This is a genomic window from Bacillus sp. 05T31, assembly GCF_056396725.1.
In genome coordinates this window covers 18,866-38,354 of the sequence record NZ_JBFTMA010000016.1, presented here as the reverse complement: position 1 = coordinate 38,354, position 19,489 = coordinate 18,866, and the positions used below count along the sequence as shown (strand labels likewise).

Annotated in this window: 20 protein-coding genes, 2 pseudogenes and 1 other annotated feature (1 of these 23 only partly in view); all 22 genes and pseudogenes read left to right on the top strand. The window is 40.6% G+C overall.

Annotated elements, in window-relative coordinates; translation table 11 throughout:
* Window positions 1-136, top strand: a sequence feature (ribosomal protein L10 leader region) (it extends 10 nt beyond the left edge of the window).
* Window positions 137-175: 39 nt separating this feature from the next.
* The gene (rplJ, locus tag AC1DJR_RS02375) at window positions 176-676 is read left to right on the top strand and encodes a 50S ribosomal protein L10 (RefSeq protein ID WP_002009790.1); all 501 of its coding nucleotides are present in this window, start codon (window positions 176-178) and stop codon (window positions 674-676) included.
* Window positions 677-743: 67 nt separating this feature from the next.
* Complete coding sequence (gene rplL, locus AC1DJR_RS02370; RefSeq protein WP_002009788.1) at window positions 744-1,103, top strand: 50S ribosomal protein L7/L12; 360 nt, start codon at window positions 744-746, stop codon at window positions 1,101-1,103.
* Between the two features lie 76 nt (window positions 1,104-1,179).
* Window positions 1,180-1,779: a class I SAM-dependent methyltransferase gene (locus AC1DJR_RS02365; protein ID WP_002124684.1), complete on the top strand. Its 600-nt coding sequence runs from the start codon at window positions 1,180-1,182 to the stop codon at window positions 1,777-1,779.
* 291 nt (window positions 1,780-2,070) lie between these two features.
* Window positions 2,071-5,281: pseudogene (locus AC1DJR_RS02360) on the top strand (DNA-directed RNA polymerase subunit beta).
* A 37-nt stretch (window positions 5,282-5,318) separates the two neighbouring features.
* Window positions 5,319-8,930: a DNA-directed RNA polymerase subunit beta' gene (gene rpoC / locus AC1DJR_RS02355; RefSeq protein ID WP_002009783.1), complete on the top strand. Its 3,612-nt coding sequence runs from the start codon at window positions 5,319-5,321 to the stop codon at window positions 8,928-8,930.
* A gap of 113 nt (window positions 8,931-9,043) precedes the next feature.
* On the top strand, window positions 9,044-9,292 hold the full coding sequence (locus AC1DJR_RS02350) for a 50S ribosomal protein L7ae-like protein (protein WP_000121833.1): 249 nt from the start codon (window positions 9,044-9,046) through the stop codon (window positions 9,290-9,292).
* Between the two features lie 114 nt (window positions 9,293-9,406).
* Window positions 9,407-9,829 (top strand): 30S ribosomal protein S12, encoded by a 423-nt coding sequence (gene rpsL, locus AC1DJR_RS02345; protein ID WP_001142341.1) that lies wholly within the window; start codon window positions 9,407-9,409, stop codon window positions 9,827-9,829.
* Window positions 9,830-9,858: 29 nt separating this feature from the next.
* On the top strand, window positions 9,859-10,329 hold the full coding sequence (rpsG, locus tag AC1DJR_RS02340) for a 30S ribosomal protein S7 (protein WP_002063416.1): 471 nt from the start codon (window positions 9,859-9,861) through the stop codon (window positions 10,327-10,329).
* A 206-nt stretch (window positions 10,330-10,535) separates the two neighbouring features.
* Window positions 10,536-12,614 carry an elongation factor G gene (gene fusA, locus AC1DJR_RS02335; protein WP_477001944.1) on the top strand — a complete coding sequence of 693 codons (2,079 nt, stop codon included), beginning with the start codon at window positions 10,536-10,538 and terminating at the stop codon, window positions 12,612-12,614.
* Between the two features lie 117 nt (window positions 12,615-12,731).
* Window positions 12,732-13,547 (top strand): annotated as a pseudogene (gene tuf, locus AC1DJR_RS02330) (elongation factor Tu); the annotation flags it as partial.
* Window positions 13,548-13,997: 450 nt separating this feature from the next.
* Window positions 13,998-14,306, top strand: a complete 309-nt coding sequence (gene rpsJ / locus AC1DJR_RS02325; protein ID WP_001040595.1) for a 30S ribosomal protein S10 — start codon at window positions 13,998-14,000, stop codon at window positions 14,304-14,306.
* Between the two features lie 34 nt (window positions 14,307-14,340).
* Complete coding sequence (rplC, locus tag AC1DJR_RS02320; protein ID WP_477001943.1) at window positions 14,341-14,973, top strand: 50S ribosomal protein L3; 633 nt, start codon at window positions 14,341-14,343, stop codon at window positions 14,971-14,973.
* Between the two features lie 25 nt (window positions 14,974-14,998).
* Window positions 14,999-15,622, top strand: coding sequence for a 50S ribosomal protein L4 (gene rplD / locus AC1DJR_RS02315; protein WP_001127261.1), 624 nt, complete (start codon window positions 14,999-15,001; stop codon window positions 15,620-15,622).
* Window positions 15,622-15,912: a 50S ribosomal protein L23 gene (gene rplW, locus AC1DJR_RS02310; RefSeq protein WP_001205557.1), complete on the top strand. Its 291-nt coding sequence runs from the start codon at window positions 15,622-15,624 to the stop codon at window positions 15,910-15,912. Before rplD ends, rplW begins: the two co-directional genes overlap by 1 nt.
* Window positions 15,913-15,940: 28 nt before the next feature.
* Window positions 15,941-16,771, top strand: a complete 831-nt coding sequence (rplB, locus tag AC1DJR_RS02305; RefSeq protein WP_477001942.1) for a 50S ribosomal protein L2 — start codon at window positions 15,941-15,943, stop codon at window positions 16,769-16,771.
* A gap of 60 nt (window positions 16,772-16,831) precedes the next feature.
* Entirely contained in the window at window positions 16,832-17,110 is a 279-nt protein-coding gene (rpsS, locus tag AC1DJR_RS02300; protein ID WP_000124452.1) for a 30S ribosomal protein S19, read from the top strand.
* A 17-nt stretch (window positions 17,111-17,127) separates the two neighbouring features.
* Entirely contained in the window at window positions 17,128-17,469 is a 342-nt protein-coding gene (rplV, locus tag AC1DJR_RS02295) for a 50S ribosomal protein L22 (RefSeq protein ID WP_002009773.1), read from the top strand.
* 3 nt (window positions 17,470-17,472) lie between these two features.
* Window positions 17,473-18,132, top strand: coding sequence for a 30S ribosomal protein S3 (gene rpsC, locus AC1DJR_RS02290; RefSeq protein ID WP_477001941.1), 660 nt, complete (start codon window positions 17,473-17,475; stop codon window positions 18,130-18,132).
* Window position 18,133: 1 nt separating this feature from the next.
* On the top strand, window positions 18,134-18,568 hold the full coding sequence (gene rplP, locus AC1DJR_RS02285; protein ID WP_002063419.1) for a 50S ribosomal protein L16: 435 nt from the start codon (window positions 18,134-18,136) through the stop codon (window positions 18,566-18,568).
* Window positions 18,558-18,758 (top strand): 50S ribosomal protein L29, encoded by a 201-nt coding sequence (gene rpmC, locus AC1DJR_RS02280; protein ID WP_002091523.1) that lies wholly within the window; start codon window positions 18,558-18,560, stop codon window positions 18,756-18,758. The genes rplP and rpmC overlap by 11 nt, the downstream gene beginning before the upstream one ends.
* Window positions 18,759-18,778: 20 nt before the next feature.
* Window positions 18,779-19,042, top strand: a complete 264-nt coding sequence (gene rpsQ, locus AC1DJR_RS02275; protein WP_002091526.1) for a 30S ribosomal protein S17 — start codon at window positions 18,779-18,781, stop codon at window positions 19,040-19,042.
* A 43-nt stretch (window positions 19,043-19,085) separates the two neighbouring features.
* Window positions 19,086-19,454 (top strand): 50S ribosomal protein L14, encoded by a 369-nt coding sequence (rplN, locus tag AC1DJR_RS02270; RefSeq protein ID WP_002063420.1) that lies wholly within the window; start codon window positions 19,086-19,088, stop codon window positions 19,452-19,454.
* The last annotated feature ends 35 nt before the right edge of the window (window positions 19,455-19,489 follow it).

Below are 19,489 nucleotides of genomic sequence, written 5' to 3'. Positions count from 1 at the left end.
ATAGTGTACCGTAGACAGTAGGAGTCGATTCGACTTAATTTCCTACCTAGGTGTTAATATACGAAGCGGAATCTTTTTTCTGTGACTATATGCCTCCATGTCTACAAGTTGGGCATGGAGGTTTTTAGTGCACTTTCGGTACATCTTCTATATAATCTACAGGAGGTGTAATAACATGAGCAAAGTAATCGAAACTAAACAACAAGTTGTAACTGAAATCGCTGAAAAACTTCGCGCGAGTAAATCTACAATTGTTGTTGACTACCGTGGTTTAACAGTTTCTGAAGCAACAGAATTACGTAAAAACTTACGTGAAGCTGGCGTTGAGTTCAAAGTTTACAAAAACTCTTTAACTCGTCGTGCTGCAGAGTCTGCTGAAATGGCTGAGTTAAACGAATTCTTAACAGGACCAAACGCAATCGCGTTCAGTAACGAGGATGTAGTTGCTCCTGCGAAAGTATTAAACGACTTCGCTAAAAATCATGAAGCTTTAGAAATTAAAGCGGGCGTAATCGAAGGTAAACTTGTAACACTTGATGAGGTTAAAGCTATCGCTACTCTTCCATCACGTGAAGGCTTACTTTCTATGCTTCTTAGCGTTCTTCAAGCTCCAATCCGTAACCTTGCACTTGCTACTAAAGCAGTTGCAGATCAAAAGGAAGAGCAAGGCGCTTAATTTTTTAAAAGATAATTACTTGTTATCTATAAAACAATACAAACCTATTTAAGGGAGGATATTTACAATGACTAAAGAACAAATCATTGAAGCAGTTAAATCTATGACTGTATTAGAACTTAACGACTTAGTAAAAGCTATCGAGGAAGAATTCGGCGTAACTGCTGCTGCTCCTGTAGCTGTAGCTGGTGGCGCTGGTGAAGCTGCTGCTGAGCAAACTGAATTTGACGTAGTACTTGCAAGTGCTGGCGCTCAAAAAATCAAAGTTATCAAAGCTGTACGTGAAATCACTGGTCTTGGCTTAAAAGAAGCTAAAGAATTAGTTGACAACACTCCAAAAGCAATCAAAGAAGGCGTTACTAAAGAGGAAGCTGAAGAAATGAAAGCTAAACTTGAAGAAGTTGGCGCTGCTGTAGAAGTTAAGTAATTAACTTTTGGTGCTTTAAAAAAAGCTCGCTCTTATGCGAGCTTTTTTTTTAACTGTAAAGAAAAGAGGTGGCCATATGGCAGACCATTATTTTTCTAACGACCCTTCTAGTAAAAGTGATCGTAAACGATGGGAAGTTACACTTCGTGAATCTCGATTCACTTTTTTATCTGACCATGGGGTGTTCTCGAAAAACGAAGTGGACTTTGGTTCTCGTCTTTTAATTGAAGCGTTTCAAATGCCAGATGTTAAAGGTAATGTGTTAGACGTAGGATGTGGGTACGGTCCAATCGGTTTGTCGTTAGCGAAAGAGTTTCAAAATCGTGAAATTCACATGGTGGATGTGAATGAAAGGGCCTTGGGACTTGCAAAAGAAAATGCCGCTAATAACAGAATTGAAAATATACGTATTTTGCAAAGTAGTGTCTATGAAAATGTAGATGGCAAGTATGCTGTTATTCTATCTAATCCTCCAATTCGTGCTGGTAAAGATATCGTGCATGAGATTTTAGAAAAGGCTGTGGAGTATTTAGTTTCAGGTGGAGAATTGTGGATTGTTATTCAAAAGAAACAAGGTGCGCCATCTGCGATGAAAAAACTAGAAGAAGTATTTTCTGAAGTTGAAGTTGTAGAAAAGAAAAAAGGATATTATATCATAAAATCAAAAAAGCGTTGACGGTTATTTTTGGCTATGTTAACATTATACAATGCCAATATATGATTTTCTGCGTTGAGAAAGATGTATATTTTTGCTTCTCTTGGAAAAGATAGTAAAATCAGCAGATTATGAAACAGAATGATGGTTTTCTTATAGAAGCCATTTTTCTTTTTTGAGCAGGTAGAAAGACTCAACGTATCTATCTTTAAGAGAAAAAAACTACGCTAATAGCAGTAGTTGTATTTATTTGTGATTTTGCACAAATTTTTTTGTGCATTTATAATACTCATGATTTGAGGGGTGAAGCAGTTGACAGGTCAACTAGTTCAATACGGACGCCACCGCCAACGAAGAAGTTATGCCCGTATTAGTGAAGTATTAGAGTTACCAAATCTTATCGAAATTCAAACCTCTTCTTATCAGTGGTTTCTTGATGAGGGTTTGCGAGAAATGTTCCAAGACATTTCTCCGATCGAAGACTTTACGGGAAATCTATCGCTTGAATTTATCGACTACAGCTTGGGTGAACCTAAATACTCTGTAGAAGAATGCAAAGAGCGTGATGTGACGTATGCAGCACCACTTCGTGTAAAAGTGCGTCTAATCAACAAGGAAACTGGTGAAGTAAAAGAACAAGATGTGTTCATGGGAGATTTCCCACTCATGACAGAGACTGGAACATTCGTAATTAACGGTGCAGAACGTGTTATCGTTTCCCAGTTAGTTCGCTCTCCAAGCGTATACTATAGTGGCAAAGTGGATAAAAACGGAAAACGTGGTTTTACTGCTACTGTAATTCCAAACCGCGGAGCTTGGTTAGAGTATGAAACAGATGCTAAGGATGTTGTATATGTGCGTATTGACCGTACGCGTAAACTTCCTGTAACTGTTTTGTTACGCGCATTAGGGTTTGGCTCTGATCAAGAAATCACCGAGCTTTTAGGTGATAACGAATACTTAAGCAATACGTTAGAAAAAGACAACACAGATAGCACWGAGAARGCATTGCTTGAAATTTATGAGCGTCTACGCCCTGGTGAACCACCAACAGTAGAAAATGCAAAGAGCTTACTTGTGTCTCGTTTCTTTGATCCGAAGCGCTACGATTTAGCAAATGTAGGTCGCTATAAGATCAACAAAAAGCTACACATTAAAAACAGATTGTTTAACCAACGTTTAGCTGAAACACTGGTGGATCCAGAAACTGGTGAAATTTTAGCGGCAGAAGGAACAGTCTTAGATCGTCGTACACTGGATCGCATTCTACCTTACTTAGAGAAAAACATTGGATTCAAAACAGCGAAACCAATGGGTGGAGTGGTAGCAGGCGATGTTGAGCTGCAATCTATTAAGATTTATGCTCCAGAATCAGAAGGCGAACGATCTATAAACGTAATTGGGAATGCAAATATTACTCGTGATATAAAACACATCACACCAGGTGATATTCTTGCTTCTATTAGCTACTTCTTTAACTTGCTATATAAAGTAGGGGATACAGATGATATTGACCACTTAGGAAATCGTCGTCTGCGTTCTGTAGGAGAGTTACTACAAAACCAATTCCGTATCGGTCTTTCTCGTATGGAACGTGTTGTTCGTGAGAGAATGTCGATTCAAGATACAAATGCAATTACACCACAAGCGTTAATTAACATTCGCCCGGTTATTGCATCTATTAAAGAGTTCTTCGGAAGTTCTCAGTTATCTCAGTTCATGGATCAAACAAACCCATTAGCAGAGTTAACTCACAAACGAAGACTATCTGCATTAGGACCCGGTGGTTTAACGCGTGAGCGCGCAGGCTTTGAAGTACGTGACGTTCACTACTCTCACTATGGTCGTATGTGTCCAATTGAAACACCAGAGGGACCAAACATCGGTTTGATTAACTCATTATCTTCGTTTGCGAAAGTAAATGAGTTTGGTTTCATTGAAACGCCATACCGTCGTGTTGACCCAGAAACTGGTCTTGTAACAGGGCAGGTTGATTATTTAACAGCAGATGAGTAAACAGCCTGGTGTTGTTGAGCGCGTAGAAGCACGTGAAGTTTGGGTACGTCGCTATGTAGACGTTGACGGTCAAACAGTAAAAGGCGACTTAGATCGCTACAAAATGCAAAAATTCATTCGTTCTAACCAAGGAACTTGCTACAACCAACGTCCAATCGTAAGTGTTGGAGACCAAGTTGTAAAAGGTGAAATCCTTGCGGATGGTCCTTCTATGGAACTAGGTGAACTGGCGCTTGGACGTAACGTGCTTGTTGGCTTTATGACATGGGACGGTTATAACTATGAGGATGCGATCATCATGAGTGAGCGCCTTGTAAAAGATGATGTGTACACTTCTATCCATATTGAAGAATATGAATCAGAAGCTCGTGATACGAAGCTTGGACCAGAAGAAATTACACGTGATATCCCGAATGTTGGAGAAGATGCACTTCGTAATCTTGACGAGCGCGGTATTATTCGCGTCGGTGCTGAAGTAAAAGATGGAGATCTACTTGTTGGTAAAGTAACGCCAAAAGGTGTAACAGAATTAACGGCAGAAGAACGTCTATTACATGCAATCTTCGGTGAAAAAGCACGTGAAGTACGTGATACATCACTACGTGTACCACACGGTGGTGGCGGTATTATCTTAGACGTAAAAGTGTTTAACCGTGAAGATGGCGATGAATTGCCACCAGGCGTGAATCAACTTGTACGTGCATATATCGTTCAAAAGCGTAAAATTTCTGAAGGTGACAAAATGGCCGGTCGTCATGGTAACAAAGGTGTTATCTCCCGTATTTTACCGGAAGAAGATATGCCTTACTTACCAGATGGTACGCCAATCGATATCATGTTAAACCCATTAGGGGTACCATCTCGTATGAATATCGGTCAGGTATTAGAGCTTCATCTTGGTATGGCAGCAAGATACCTTGGTATTCACATTGCAACACCGGTATTCGATGGTGCTCGTGAGGAAGATGTATGGGGCACAATTGAAGAAGCTGGTATGGCAAATGACGCGAAAACAATCCTGTATGACGGACGTACTGGTGAGCCATTCGATAACCGTGTATCTGTTGGTGTCATGTATATGATCAAACTTGCGCACATGGTTGACGATAAACTTCATGCTCGTTCTACTGGACCATACTCACTTGTAACGCAGCAACCTCTTGGAGGTAAAGCTCAGTTCGGTGGACAGCGTTTCGGTGAGATGGAGGTTTGGGCACTTGAAGCTTATGGTGCTGCTTATACTCTTCAAGAAATCTTAACAGTGAAGTCTGATGATGTTATTGGACGTGTTAAGACGTATGAAGCAATTGTTAAAGGTGAAAATGTTCCAGAACCAGGCGTTCCTGAATCATTCAAAGTATTGATTAAAGAACTGCAAAGTTTAGGTATGGACGTTAAAATGATGTCTATCAACGATACAGAAATTGAAATGCGTGATACGGAAGATGACGATGATCATCAATCAGCAGATAAATTGAATGTTGAAGTTGAGACAACTAAGGAATAATTGGGATAACCTGTAGACTAAAAGGGAGGTAGGCCCCTTGATAGATGTAAATAACTTTGAATATATGAAGATTGGACTTGCTTCACCTGACAAGATTCGTTCTTGGTCATACGGTGAAGTTAAGAAACCAGAAACAATTAACTATCGTACGTTAAAGCCTGAAAAAGATGGCTTGTTCTGTGAGCGTATTTTCGGACCACAAAAGGACTGGGAATGTCATTGCGGGAAATATAAACGTGTACGTTATAAAGGTGTAGTTTGTGATCGATGTGGCGTTGAAGTAACGCGTGCAAAAGTTCGTCGTGAACGTATGGGTCATATCGAATTAGCTGCTCCTGTATCTCATATTTGGTATTTCAAAGGTATCCCGAGCCGCATGGGACTTGTCTTAGACATGTCCCCTCGCGCGCTTGAAGAAGTAATTTATTTCGCTTCTTATGTTGTAACAGAAAGTGGAGATACACCACTTGATAAGAAGCAATTACTTTCTGAAAAAGAATACCGTGCATATCGTGATCGATATGGCAGTACATTCCATGCTGCTATGGGTGCAGAAGCGATTAAAAAATTACTGCAAGACATCGATTTAGATAAAGAAGTAGACTTCTTAAAAGAAGAATTAAAAACAGCACAAGGACAACGCCGTACTCGTGCTATTAAACGTCTAGAAGTATTAGAAGCATTCCGTAACTCTGGAAATCACCCATCTTGGATGATCTTAGAGGTTCTTCCAGTTATCCCACCAGAACTACGCCCGATGGTACAGTTAGATGGTGGACGTTTTGCTACTTCTGACTTAAACGACTTATATCGTCGTGTAATTAACCGTAACAACCGTTTAAAACGTCTATTGGACTTAGGTGCACCAAGCATTATCGTTCAAAACGAAAAACGTATGTTACAAGAAGCTGTAGACGCATTAATCGATAATGGTCGCCGTGGCCGTCCAGTTACTGGACCAGGTAACCGTCCATTAAAATCACTATCTCACATGCTTAAAGGTAAACAAGGACGTTTCCGTCAAAACTTATTAGGTAAACGTGTTGACTACTCTGGCCGTTCTGTAATCGTYGTAGGACCGAACTTAAAGATGTACCAATGTGGATTGCCGAAAGAAATGGCACTTGAATTGTTTAAACCTTTCGTTATGAAAGAGTTAGTTGGAAAAGGATTAGCACACAACATTAAGAGTGCTAAACGTAAAATCGAGCGTGTACACCCTGAAGTTTGGGACGTTTTAGAATCTGTGATCAAAGAGCATCCAGTGCTTCTAAACCGCGCACCAACACTTCACCGTCTTGGTATCCAGGCGTTTGAACCTACACTAGTAGAAGGTCGTGCAATCCGTCTTCACCCACTTGTATGTACTGCATACAACGCGGACTTTGACGGTGACCAAATGGCGGTTCACGTTCCGTTATCATCAGAGGCACAAGCAGAAGCTCGTATCCTTATGTTAGCGGCACAAAACATCTTGAATCCAAAAGACGGAAAACCAGTTGTTACTCCATCTCAGGATATGGTATTAGGTAACTATTACTTAACACTTGAGCGCGAGGGTGCAATCGGTGAAGGTATGGTCTTCAAAGATGCAAACGAAGCAATACTTGCATACCAAAATGGATATGTACATCTGCACACACGTGTTGCAGTTGCTGCGAGTTCGGTAAATAATGTAACGTTTACTGAAGAGCAAAAGAGTAAGCTTCTATTAACAACAGTTGGTAAATTAATATTTAACGAAATCTTACCAGAGTCGTTCCCTTATATTAATGAACCAACAAACTCAAACCTTGAAAAAGAAACACCAGCGGAATATTTCGTTGAAAAAGGTGCGAACATTAAAGAAATTATTGCTAGTCGCGAAGAAGTGGCACCATTTAGCAAGAAAATCCTTGGTAATATTATTGCGGAAGTATTCAAACGTTTCCAAATTACAGAAACGTCTCGCATGCTTGACCGTATGAAAAACTTAGGATTTAAATACTCTACAAAAGCTGGTATTACAGTTGGGGTATCAGATATTCTTGTATTAGGTGAAAAAGATGAAATTCTCCATGAAGCACAAGCAAAAGTAGATAATGTAATTAAACAATTCCGTCGCGGTTTAATCACGGAAGAAGAACGTTACGATCGYGTTATCTCTATTTGGAGTAATGCAAAAGATGTTATCCAAGGAAAGCTGATGAAATCCTTGAATAAACGCAACCCAATCTTCATGATGAGTGATTCCGGTGCCCGTGGTAACGCATCGAACTTTACCCAGCTTGCTGGTATGCGTGGTCTGATGGCCAATCCATCTGGTCGTATCATTGAGCTTCCGATCAAATCGAGTTTCCGTGAAGGTTTAACAGTACTTGAGTACTTCATCTCTACGCATGGTGCGCGTAAAGGTCTTGCCGATACAGCACTTAAAACTGCCGATTCTGGTTACTTAACACGTCGTCTTGTAGACGTTGCACAAGATGTAATTGTTCGTCAAGATGATTGTGGAACAGATCGCGGTTTACTAATTGGTGCGATTAAAGAGGGTAATGAAGTTATTGAGTCACTATATGATCGTCTTGTTGGACGTTTTGCAAGAAAAACTGTAAAACATCCTGAGACAGGTGAAGTATTAGTTGTTGAAAATCAATTAATTACTGAAGATATTGCTCATATCGTTGAAAAGTCGGGTGTTGAAACTGTAAACATTCGTTCAGCGTTTACGTGTAATACTCGCCATGGTGTATGTAAGAAGTGTTACGGTCGTAACTTAGCAACTGGTACAGACGTAGAAGTAGGAGAAGCGGTAGGTATTATCGCAGCTCAATCTATCGGTGAGCCAGGTACACAGTTAACGATGCGTACGTTCCATACAGGTGGGGTTGCCGGGGATGATATCACACAAGGTTTACCTCGTATCCAAGAGATCTTCGAAGCTCGTAATCCGAAGGGGCAGGCAGTTATCAGTGAAATTGACGGTGTTATCGCAGCGATCAACGATGTTAAAGATCGCCAAGAAGTAGTTGTACAGGGTGAAGTTGAAGCTCGTACGTATGCTATTCCTTACGGTGCTCGTCTGAAAGTAACTCTAGGACAGCCAATTAGCCACGGTAAAGAGTTAACAGAAGGTTCTATTGATCCGAAGGAATTACTAAAAGTAACGGACATTACAGCAGTTCAAGAATACTTATTACGTGAAGTTCAAAAAGTATACCGTATGCAAGGGGTAGAAATTGGTGACAAACACGTAGAAGTAATGGTACGTCAAATGCTACGTAAAGTTCGTGTAAGTGATGCGGGTGAAACAGATGTATTACCAGGAACATTACTAGATATCCATCAGTTTACTGATGCGAATGCGAAGGTGTTACTGAAAGGTAAACAACCAGCAACGGCTAGACCGGTTCTACTTGGTATTACAAAAGCTTCACTTGAGACAGATTCGTTCTTATCTGCGGCGTCATTCCAAGAAACAACTCGTGTTCTAACAGATGCAGCAATTAAGGGTAAACGCGATGAGCTTCTAGGATTGAAAGAGAATGTTATTATCGGTAAGCTTGTTCCTGCTGGAACAGGTATGAATCGTTATCGCAAAGTGGATCTTGTAAAAACAACACAAGATAACATGAATGTAGAAAACGATGAAGTTTATGTGGAACAGTAAAATTTTCCGTCGTAAATTTTGTATAAAAACAGCTAATCCTAGTTGACATTGTATGAGACAAAATGTTACTATAATCAAGGTTGCTCCTGAACGATGCTTTGGAGGATATTTATATGTCTTATCAAAAAGTGTCAAATGCTGAAAATGTAGTCGTTGGTCATAAACGAACATTGGAAGCAATCAAAAATGGTATAGTTAAAGAAGTTGTTATTGCGGAAGATGCTGATGTGCGGTTAACCCATGTTATCATTCGTACTGCCTTGCAACATAACATACCCATAACCAAAGTTGAATCAGTTCGTAAGCTTGGAAAAGTTTCGGGGATTCAAGTGGGAGCTTCAGCAATAGGAATAATAAGTTAAAACTGTTTTTGTGAGGAGAGAGCATTTGCTCTTCCTTGCAAAAACTTTGTTTTCAACTAATAATGAACCACCTGGATATGTGGTCATACAAACATGCGAAGGGAGGATAATCAAATGCCTACTATTAACCAATTAGTGAGAAATGGTCGTACTGATAAAGTATGGAAGTCTAAATCACCTGCGTTAAACAAAGGTTTTAATTCTTTAAAGAAAAAATCAACTGATATCTCTGCACCTCAAAAACGTGGTGTGTGTACTCGTGTTGGTACAATGACTCCGAAGAAACCTAACTCAGCGTTACGTAAATACGCTCGTGTACGTTTAACAAATGGTATTGAAGTTACAGCTTACATCCCAGGTATCGGTCATAACCTACAAGAGCATAGCGTAGTATTAATTCGCGGTGGTCGAGTAAAGGATTTACCAGGGGTACGTTACCACATCGTTCGTGGTGCGCTTGATACAGCTGGTGTTGACAAACGTATGCAAGGACGTTCTAAATATGGTACTAAGCGACCAAAACCTGCTAAAAAATAATAAATTTATAATGAAAGGAGGAACTCAATATGCCTCGTAAAGGACCTGTTGCGAAACGTGACGTGTTACCAGATCCAATGTACAATTCTAAGCTTGTAACACGCCTAATCAACAAAATGATGGTTGACGGTAAAAAAGGTAAATCTCAAACAATTCTTTATAACGCTTTCGAGATCGTTCGTGAACGTTCAGATAAAGAACCAATGGAAGTATTCGAGCAAGCTCTTAAGAACATCATGCCTGTTCTTGAAGTACGCGCTCGTCGTGTTGGTGGTGCTAACTACCAAGTTCCAGTTGAGGTTCGTCCAGAACGCCGTACAACTTTAGGTCTTCGCTGGTTAGTAAACTATGCTCGCCTTCGTGGTGAAAAAACTATGGAAGAGCGTCTAGCTTACGAAATCTTAGATGCATCTAACAACGCTGGTGCAGCTGTTAAGAAACGTGAAGATACTCATAAAATGGCAGAAGCTAACAAAGCATTTGCTCATTACCGTTGGTAGGATTCAACGTAAAATAAATGTAAGCATAAACCGCTTTATTTGTCGCTTATGGAAGTGTGGAGAGGGAGAATGCCTCTCCCTTTCGTTGGGCGCTCGTTTTACATAATGAGGGTACTGGACACTGGCATATGTAACAATATAAAGTGGCTTTTTTGCTACTTAAAATAAAATAATCCAATCCATATATGGAAGGAGCAAGACACCAAATGACTAGAGAGTTCTCTTTAGAAAACACTCGTAATATTGGTATCATGGCTCACATCGATGCTGGTAAAACAACAGCAACTGAGCGTATTCTGTATTACACAGGACGTATTCATAAAATCGGTGAAACTCATGAAGGTGCATCTCAGATGGACTGGATGGAGCAAGAGCAAGAACGTGGTATCACAATTACTTCTGCTGCAACTACAGCACAATGGAAAGGTCACCGTGTAAATATCATTGACACTCCAGGACACGTAGATTTCACAGTAGAAGTAGAACGTTCTTTACGCGTACTTGATGGCGCAGTAGCAGTACTTGATGCACAATCTGGTGTAGAACCACAAACAGAAACTGTTTGGCGTCAGGCTACTACTTATGGTGTACCTCGTATCGTATTCGTTAACAAAATGGATAAGATTGGTGCAGATTTCTTATACTCTGTAGGAACAATCCACGATCGTTTGCAAGCAAACGCACATCCAATTCAGTTACCAATCGGTGCTGAAGACGAGTTCAATGGTATTATTGACCTTGTTGAAGAGTGTGCTTACATGTACAGTAACGATTTAGGAACAGACATCGAGCGTGTTGAAATTCCTGAAGAGCACAAAGAATTAGCTGAAGAATACCGTGGRAAACTTATTGAAGCGGTAGCTGAGCTTGATGAAGAAATGATGATGAAGTACCTAGAAGGTGAAGAAATCACTGTAGAAGAGCTTAAAGMTGGTATCCGTAAGGCTACAACTTCTGTWGAATTCTTCCCAGTAATCTGTGGTTCTGCATTCAAAAATAAAGGTGTTCAAATTCTGTTAGACGCAGTTATTGACTACCTACCATCTCCATTAGATGTACCCGCTATTAAAGGTACTCTTCCGGATACGGAGGAAGCTATCGAGCGTAAGTCTAGCGATGAAGAACCATTCGCAGCTCTAGCATTCAAAATCATGACTGACCCTTATGTTGGTAAGTTAACGTTCTTCCGTGTGTACTCTGGTGTGTTAAACTCTGGATCATACGTGAAAAACTCAACTAAAGGTAAGCGTGAGCGTGTAGGTCGTATCCTACAAATGCACGCTAACAGCCGTGAAGAGATTTCAACAGTTTACGCTGGTGATATCGCTGCTGCTGTAGGTTTAAAAGATACTACTACTGGTGATACTCTTTGTGATGAGAAGAGTCTTGTTATCCTTGAGTCTATGGAATTCCCAGAACCAGTTATCTCTGTAGCTATCGAACCAAAATCTAAAGCTGACCAAGATAAAATGGGTACAGCATTATCTAAGCTTTCTGAAGAAGATCCAACATTCCGTGCTCACACTGACCAAGAAACTGGCCAAACAATCATCGCTGGTATGGGTGAACTTCACCTTGATATCATTGTTGACCGTATGCGCCGTGAATTCAAAGTGGAAGCAAACGTTGGTGCTCCTCAGGTAGCATACCGTGAGACTTTCCGCGCTGCTGCGAAAGTTGAAGGTAAGTTCGCTCGTCAATCTGGTGGTCGTGGACAATTCGGTCACGTTTGGATTGAGTTTGAACCTAATGAAGAAGGTAAAGGATTCGAATTCCAAAACAAGGTTGTCGGTGGTGTAGTTCCACGTGAATACATCCCAGCTGTTGGAGCGGGTCTTGAAGACGCACTTAAAAATGGTGTACTAGCTGGTTATCCACTAGTTGATATTAAAGCTGCGTTAGTTGACGGATCTTACCATGATGTCGATTCATCTGAGATGGCGTTCAAAATCGCTGCATCTATGGCGCTTAAAGCTGCGGTTTCTAAATGTAGCCCAGTAATTCTTGAGCCAATGATGAAAGTTGAAGTTGTAATTCCTGAAGAGTACATGGGTGACATTATGGGCGACGTAACATCTCGTCGTGGACGTGTAGAAGGTATGGAAGCTCGCGGTAACGCACAAGTTGTTCGCGCTATGGTTCCACTTTCTGAAATGTTCGGTTATGCAACAGCATTACGTTCTAACACTCAAGGACGCGGAACATTCTCAATGACATTTGATCATTATGAAGAAGTACCGAAGTCTGTTTCTGAAGAAATTATTAAAAAAAATAAAGGTGAATAATTGATTTTTATCGATTGTTCAAGTATAACTACTTATGTAAGCTTAGAAAGTGAGATGCAAGTTTCACTTTCTAGTCTAAATATAAAATAACCTATATAAACTAAGGAGGAATTTAGAATGGCTAAAGCTAAATTCGAACGTTCTAAACCCCATGTTAACATCGGTACAATCGGCCACGTTGACCATGGTAAAACTACATTAACTGCTGCGATCACTACAGTTCTTGCAAAAGCTGGTGGTGCTGAAGCACGCGGATACGATCAAATCGACGCTGCTCCAGAAGAAAGAGAGCGCGGAATCACAATCTCAACTGCACACGTTGAGTACGAAACTGAAACTCGTCACTATGCACACGTTGACTGCCCAGGTCATGCTGACTATGTTAAAAACATGATCACTGGTGCTGCTCAAATGGACGGCGGTATCTTAGTAGTATCTGCTGCTGATGGTCCAATGCCTCAAACACGTGAGCACATCCTTCTTTCTCGTCAAGTAGGTGTTCCTTACATCGTTGTATTCTTAAACAAATGCGACATGGTAGATGACGAAGAATTATTAGAATTAGTAGAAATGGAAGTTCGCGACCTATTATCTGAATACGGATTCCCAGGCGACGATATTCCTGTAATTAAAGGTTCTGCTCTTAAAGCTCTTCAAGGAGAAGCTGAGTGGGAAGAAAAAATCATCGAATTAATGACTGAAGTTGATGCTTACATCCCAACTCCAGAACGTGAAACTGACAAACCATTCTTAATGCCTATCGAGGATGTATTCTCTATCACAGGTCGTGGTACAGTTGCAACTGGTCGTGTTGAGCGTGGAATCGTTAAAGTTGGTGACGTAGTAGAAATCATCGGTCTTGCTGAAGAGAATGCTACTACAACTGTAACTGGTGTCGAAATGTTCCGTAAGCTTCTTGACCAAGCTCAAGCGTGGACGTACAGTAGGTTACGGTGTAGTTGCTACAATCGTTGCTGAGTAGTCTTTAATTAGATTATTAAAAACTCAAGGGATTCTCCCTTGAGTTTTTTTTATTGCTTATTACTATAGAAGAAAGAGATGCGTTTTCTATTTTTGGATGAGTTTCTTCTATAGTATATAAAACGAAAACAACACCCAAAAACTGTAAGGTGAATAAGAGTAGATGAAAACTTGATATTCTTTAAAGTGCCATGTATAATAGCAAAAGTAGAGAAAAGCAGATGCGAACAAAAAGATGCTTGCATCTAGACGAATAACATTGTATAATAGACAATGTTGGTCTTTGACTGCGATGAAGTGGAAGGTTGCTGACACACCCGGCCGCTTTGCCATGGCATGGTGTGGGGAAATTTCCATGGAGAAGGTCTATTTTAGAAATAGGCGAACGAAGGAGGGAAAATAATGGCAAAAGAAAAAATTCGTATCCGTTTAAAAGCTTATGATCACCGTATTCTTGATCAATCAGCTGAGAAAATTGTAGAAACAGCTAAGCGTTCTGGGGCAACAGTTTCTGGTCCAATCCCATTACCAACTGAGAAGACTATTTACACAATTCTTCGTGCTGTTCATAAGTACAAAGATTCTCGTGAACAATTCGAAATGCGCACGCACAAACGTCTAATCGACATCGTGAGTCCTACTCCGCAAACAGTAGATTCATTAATGCGTTTAGATTTACCATCTGGTGTAGATATCGAAATCAAATTATAATTCATATAACTTAAAAATGTAGGAGGTGTAACTCATGACCAAAGGAATCTTAGGAAGAAAGATCGGTATGACTCAAGTATTTGCTGAGAACGGTGAGTTAATCCCAGTAACGGTAATCGCTGCTAATCCAAACGTTGTTCTTCAAAAGAAAACAACTGAAACTGATGGCTACAACGCAATTCAGTTAGGATTTGAAGATAAACGTGAAAAGTTAACTAACAAACCTGAACAAGGCCACACTGCTAAAGCATCTACAACTCCTAAGCGCTTCATTCGCGAAATCCGCGATGCAGACGTGGACGGATTAGAGGTTGGTCAAGAGGTAAAAGTTGAAGTTTTCGCTGCAGGTGAAATCGTTGACGTAACAGGAATTTCTAAAGGTAAAGGTTTCCAAGGTGTTATTAAACGCCACGGACAATCTCGCGGACCTATGTCTCATGGTTCTCGCTATCACCGTCGTCCAGGTTCAATGGGGCCAGTTGCTCCGAACCGTGTATTCAAAGGCAAAAAACTTGCTGGACGTATGKGTGGAGACCAAGTTACTATCCAAAACTTAGAAATCGTTCAAGTTGACACTGAGCGCAACTTATTACTAGTAAAAGGTAACGTTCCAGGTGCTAAGAAATCTCTTGTAGTTGTTCAAGGCGCTGTGAAGGTTAGCAAATAATTCACAATAGGAAGGAGGAATTCCAATGCCAAAAGTTACTGTATATAACCAAACTGGTTCACAGGTTGGTGAAATCGAATTAGCTGAAGCTATTTTCGGTATCGAACCAAATGAAGCTGTACTATTTGAAGCTGTAATGATGCAACGTGCATCTTTACGTCAAGGTACACACAAAGTAAAAACTCGCTCTGAAGTTCGCGGTGGTGGTCGTAAACCGTGGCGTCAAAAAGGAACTGGACGTGCTCGTCAAGGTTCTATCCGCTCTCCTCAATGGCGTGGTGGTGGTACGGTATTCGGACCTACACCAAGAAGCTATGCGTACAAACTTCCTAAGAAAGTTCGTCGTTTAGCAATCAAATCTGCATTAGCTACTAAAGTAGTTGAGAACAACATTGTAGTTCTTGAGGACCTAGTGTTAAATGCACCAAAAACAAAAGACATGGTAGCAGTACTTAAAGGRTTAACTGTTGAGAAGAAAGCTCTTATCGTAACTGCTGATGCAAACGAATCTGTAGAGTTATCTGCTCGCAATATCCCTGGAGTAACAGTAATCACTGCTGATGGCGTAAACGTGCTAGATGTGCTTCATCATGATAAGCTAATCATGACAAAAGCGGCAGTGGAAAAAGTAGAGGAGGTGCTTGCATAATGAGAGATCCTCGTGATATCATTAAGCGCCCAGTTATCACTGAACGTTCTATGGAAATGATGGCTGAAAAAAAATACACGTTCGACGTGGACGTTAAATCTAATAAAACAGAGGTTAAAGACGCTATAGAAGCGATCTTTGGTGTTAATGTAGACAAAGTAAATATCATGAACTACAAGCCGAAAGCAAAACGTGTTGGTCGTCACGCTGGTTTTACTAGCCGTCGTCGTAAAGCAATCGTTAAGCTAACTGCTGACAGCAAAGAAATCGAAATCTTCCAAGGCGTTTAATTCTTACTAAAGAAGGAGGGAAATTGAGATGGGAATTAAAAAGTATAATCCAACTACTAACGGTCGTCGTAACATGACTACGAATGATTTCGCTGAAATCACGACCGACAGACCGGAAAAGTCTTTACTTGCTCCTTTAAGCAAAAAGGCTGGTCGTAATAACCAAGGTAAAATTACTGTACGTCATCAAGGTGGCGGACATAAGCGTCAATACCGTATCATCGACTTTAAGCGTAACAAAGATGGAATTCCAGGACGCGTTGCTACGATCGAATATGATCCAAACCGCTCTGCGAATATCGCATTAATTAATTACGTTGACGGTGAAAAACGTTACATTCTTGCTCCTAAAACTTTAGAAGTAGGTATGGAAGTTATGTCTGGTCCTGAATCTGACATTAAAATCGGTAACGCATTACCATTAATCAACATTCCAGTAGGTACTGTTGTTCATAACATCGAGCTTAAGCCTGGTCGTGGCGGACAATTAGTTCGTTCTGCTGGTACATCTGCTCAAGTACTTGGTAAAGAAGGAAAATACGTACTTGTACGTTTAACTTCTGGTGAAGTACGTTTAGTATTATCTGCTTGTCGCGCTTCAATCGGTCAAGTTGGTAACGAACAACACGAACTTATCAAAATCGGTAAAGCAGGTCGCTCTCGCTGGTTAGGTAAGCGCCCAACAGTTCGTGGTTCTGTAATGAACCCGGTTGATCACYCACACGGTGGTGGTGAAGGTCGCTCTCCAATCGGACGTAAGTCTCCAATGTCTCCATGGGGTAAACCAACTCTTGGATTCAAGACTCGTAAGAAAAACAAAGCGTCTGATAAATTTATCGTTCGTCGTCGTAAAAAATAATGGGATTGTAGTACGGTTCGCTTCAAGAACCGTACGCCAATCACGAAGGGAGGCACCAAAATGGCTCGTAGCTTAAAAAAAGGACCATTTGTCGATGATCACTTAATGAACAAAATGGAAAAATTAGTTGCATCTGAGCAAAAACAAGTTGTTAAAACTTGGTCTCGCCGTTCAACAATCTTCCCTCAGTTCATCGGACATACAATTGCTGTATATGATGGTCGTAAACACGTACCTGTGTACATCACTGAGGATATGGTTGGCCATAAGTTAGGTGAATTCGCACCAACTCGTACGTATAAAGGTCACCTTGCTGACGATAAGAAAACTAGAAGATAATGAGAGGAGGCACTTCAATGCAAGCTAAAGCAGTAGTGAGAACAGTTCGTATTGCTCCTCGTAAGGTTCGTTTAGTAGTAGACTTAATCCGAGGTAAGCAAGTGGGTGAAGCGATTGCTATCCTTAACCACACACCAAAAACTGCTTCTCCAGTTGTAGAAAAAGTTTTAAAATCTGCAATCGCAAATGCAGAGCACAATTATGAGATGGATATTAACAACCTAGTTGTTGAAAAAGTCTTCGTTGACGAAGGTCCAACGTTGAAACGTTTCCGTCCACGTGCAATGGGTCGTGCAAGCCAAATTAACAAACGCACAAGCCACATCACAGTTGTGGTATCAGAAAAGAAGGAGGGATAATCGATGGGTCAGAAGGTTAATCCAATTGGTCTTCGTGTCGGTATTATCCGCGACTGGGAATCTCGTTGGTTCGCTGAGAAAGATTATGCTACGTTATTACATGAAGACATCAAAATCCGTGAGTACATTACTGTACGCTTAAAAGATTCTGCTGTTGCTAAAGTAGAARTCGAACGTGCAGCAAATCGTGTAAATGTTACAATTCACACTGCAAAACCTGGTATGGTAATTGGTAAARGTGGTACTGAAGTTGAAGCACTTCGTAAAGCTCTTAACCAATTAACAGGCAAGCGTGTACACATTAACATTTTAGAAGTTAAGAGAGCTGATCTTAACGCTAAATTAGTAGGCGAAAACATCGCTCGTCAATTAGAAAACCGTGTATCATTCCGTCGTGCACAAAAGCAAGTTATTCAACGTGCTATGCGTGCAGGAGCAAAAGGTATTAAAACACAGGTTTCTGGTCGTCTTGGCGGAGCTGATATCGCTCGTGCAGAATCTTACAGTGAAGGAACTGTTCCACTTCATACACTTCGCGCTGATATTGACTATGCAGCAGTTGAAGCTGATACAACATACGGTAAATTAGGCGTAAAAGTATGGATCTACCGTGGAGAAGTCCTTCCTACAAAAAAGAAAGCTTCTGAGGAAGGAGGAAAATAATATGTTAATGCCTAAACGCGTAAAATATCGTAGAGAGCATCGTGGTAAAATGCGTGGTCGTGCAAAAGGTGGAACTGAAATCGCTTTTGGTGAATTTGGTTTACAAGCACTAGCTGCTTCATGGATTACAAACCGTCAAATCGAAGCTGCTCGTCGTGCAATGACTCGTCACATGAAACGTGGCGGTAAAGTATGGATTAAAATTTTCCCTTCTAAACCTTACACTGCAAAACCTCTAGAAGTACGTATGGGTTCCGGTAAAGGGGCACCAGAAGGCTGGGTAGCAGTAGTAAAACCTGGGAAAATTATGTTTGAAATTGCGGGTGTATCTGAAGAGGTAGCACGCGAAGCATTACGTCTTGCAGCTCACAAGTTACCTGTGAAATGTAAATTCGTAAAACGTGAAGAAAATGGTGGTGAATCTAATGAAAACTAATGATATTCGTGAATTAACCACTGCCGAAATCGAAACAAAAGTTAAAGCTTTAAAGGAAGAGTTGTTTAATCTTCGCTTCCAACTTGCTACAGGACAATTAGAGAACCCAACTCGCATTCGTGAAGTACGTAAAGCGATTGCTCGTATGAAAACTGTAGTTTGTGAAAGAGAGATCGGAATTAATCGATAAATTGAGGGGAGGTTTGCATAGTGAGCGAACGTAACCAACGCAAAGTTTATACTGGTCGTGTTGTTTCTGACAAAATGGACAAAACGATTACAGTTTTAGTTGAAACTTACAAAACTCATTCCTTATACGGAAAACGTGTTAAGTATTCTAAAAAGTATAAAGCCCATGATGAGCAAAACCAAGCGAAACTTGGCGATATCGTTAAAATCATGGAAACTCGCCCGCTTTCTGCTACTAAGCGTTTCCGTTTAGTTGAAATCGTTGAAGAAGCGGTTGTTATCTAAATAGACGAATCGGAATTTTTAGTCCGAAGGGAGGTTTCATAACATGATCCAACAAGAATCTCGTTTGAAAGTTGCTGACAACTCTGGTGCCCGCGAACTTTTAACAATTAAAGTATTAGGCGGCTCTGGTCGTAAATATGCTTATATTGGTGATATTATCGTTGCTACGGTAAAACAAGCAACACCAGGTGGCGTTGTTAAAAAAGGTGACGTTGTTAAGGCAGTAGTGGTACGTACGAAGAGCGGAGCTCGTCGTCCGGACGGTTCTTACATTAAATTTGATGAAAACGCAGCGGTTATCATCAAAGACGATAAGAGCCCACGTGGTACTCGTATCTTCGGACCAGTAGCTCGTGAATTACGTGATAGCAACTTCATGAAGATCGTTTCTTTAGCTCCAGAAGTTCTATAATTTAAGGTATTGCCTTGCTAAGGAGGTGCAGAATT

Excerpts from the sequence above, each read along its gene's own strand:
- rplJ (WP_002009790.1), top strand. The coding sequence starts at position 176 with ATGAGCAAAGTAATCGAAACTAAACAACAAGTTGTAACTGAAATCGCT.
- rplL (WP_002009788.1), top strand. The coding sequence starts at position 744 with ATGACTAAAGAACAAATCATTGAAGCAGTTAAATCTATGACTGTATTA.
- AC1DJR_RS02365 (WP_002124684.1), top strand. The coding sequence starts at position 1,180 with ATGGCAGACCATTATTTTTCTAACGACCCTTCTAGTAAAAGTGATCGT.
- AC1DJR_RS02350 (WP_000121833.1), top strand. The coding sequence starts at position 9,044 with ATGTCTTATCAAAAAGTGTCAAATGCTGAAAATGTAGTCGTTGGTCAT.
- rpsL (WP_001142341.1), top strand. The coding sequence starts at position 9,407 with ATGCCTACTATTAACCAATTAGTGAGAAATGGTCGTACTGATAAAGTA.
- rpsG (WP_002063416.1), top strand. The coding sequence starts at position 9,859 with ATGCCTCGTAAAGGACCTGTTGCGAAACGTGACGTGTTACCAGATCCA.
- rpsJ (WP_001040595.1), top strand. The coding sequence starts at position 13,998 with ATGGCAAAAGAAAAAATTCGTATCCGTTTAAAAGCTTATGATCACCGT.
- rplW (WP_001205557.1), top strand. The coding sequence starts at position 15,622 with ATGAGAGATCCTCGTGATATCATTAAGCGCCCAGTTATCACTGAACGT.
- rpsS (WP_000124452.1), top strand. The coding sequence starts at position 16,832 with ATGGCTCGTAGCTTAAAAAAAGGACCATTTGTCGATGATCACTTAATG.
- rplV (WP_002009773.1), top strand. The coding sequence starts at position 17,128 with ATGCAAGCTAAAGCAGTAGTGAGAACAGTTCGTATTGCTCCTCGTAAG.
- rplP (WP_002063419.1), top strand. The coding sequence starts at position 18,134 with ATGTTAATGCCTAAACGCGTAAAATATCGTAGAGAGCATCGTGGTAAA.
- rpmC (WP_002091523.1), top strand. The coding sequence starts at position 18,558 with ATGAAAACTAATGATATTCGTGAATTAACCACTGCCGAAATCGAAACA.
- rplN (WP_002063420.1), top strand. The coding sequence starts at position 19,086 with ATGATCCAACAAGAATCTCGTTTGAAAGTTGCTGACAACTCTGGTGCC.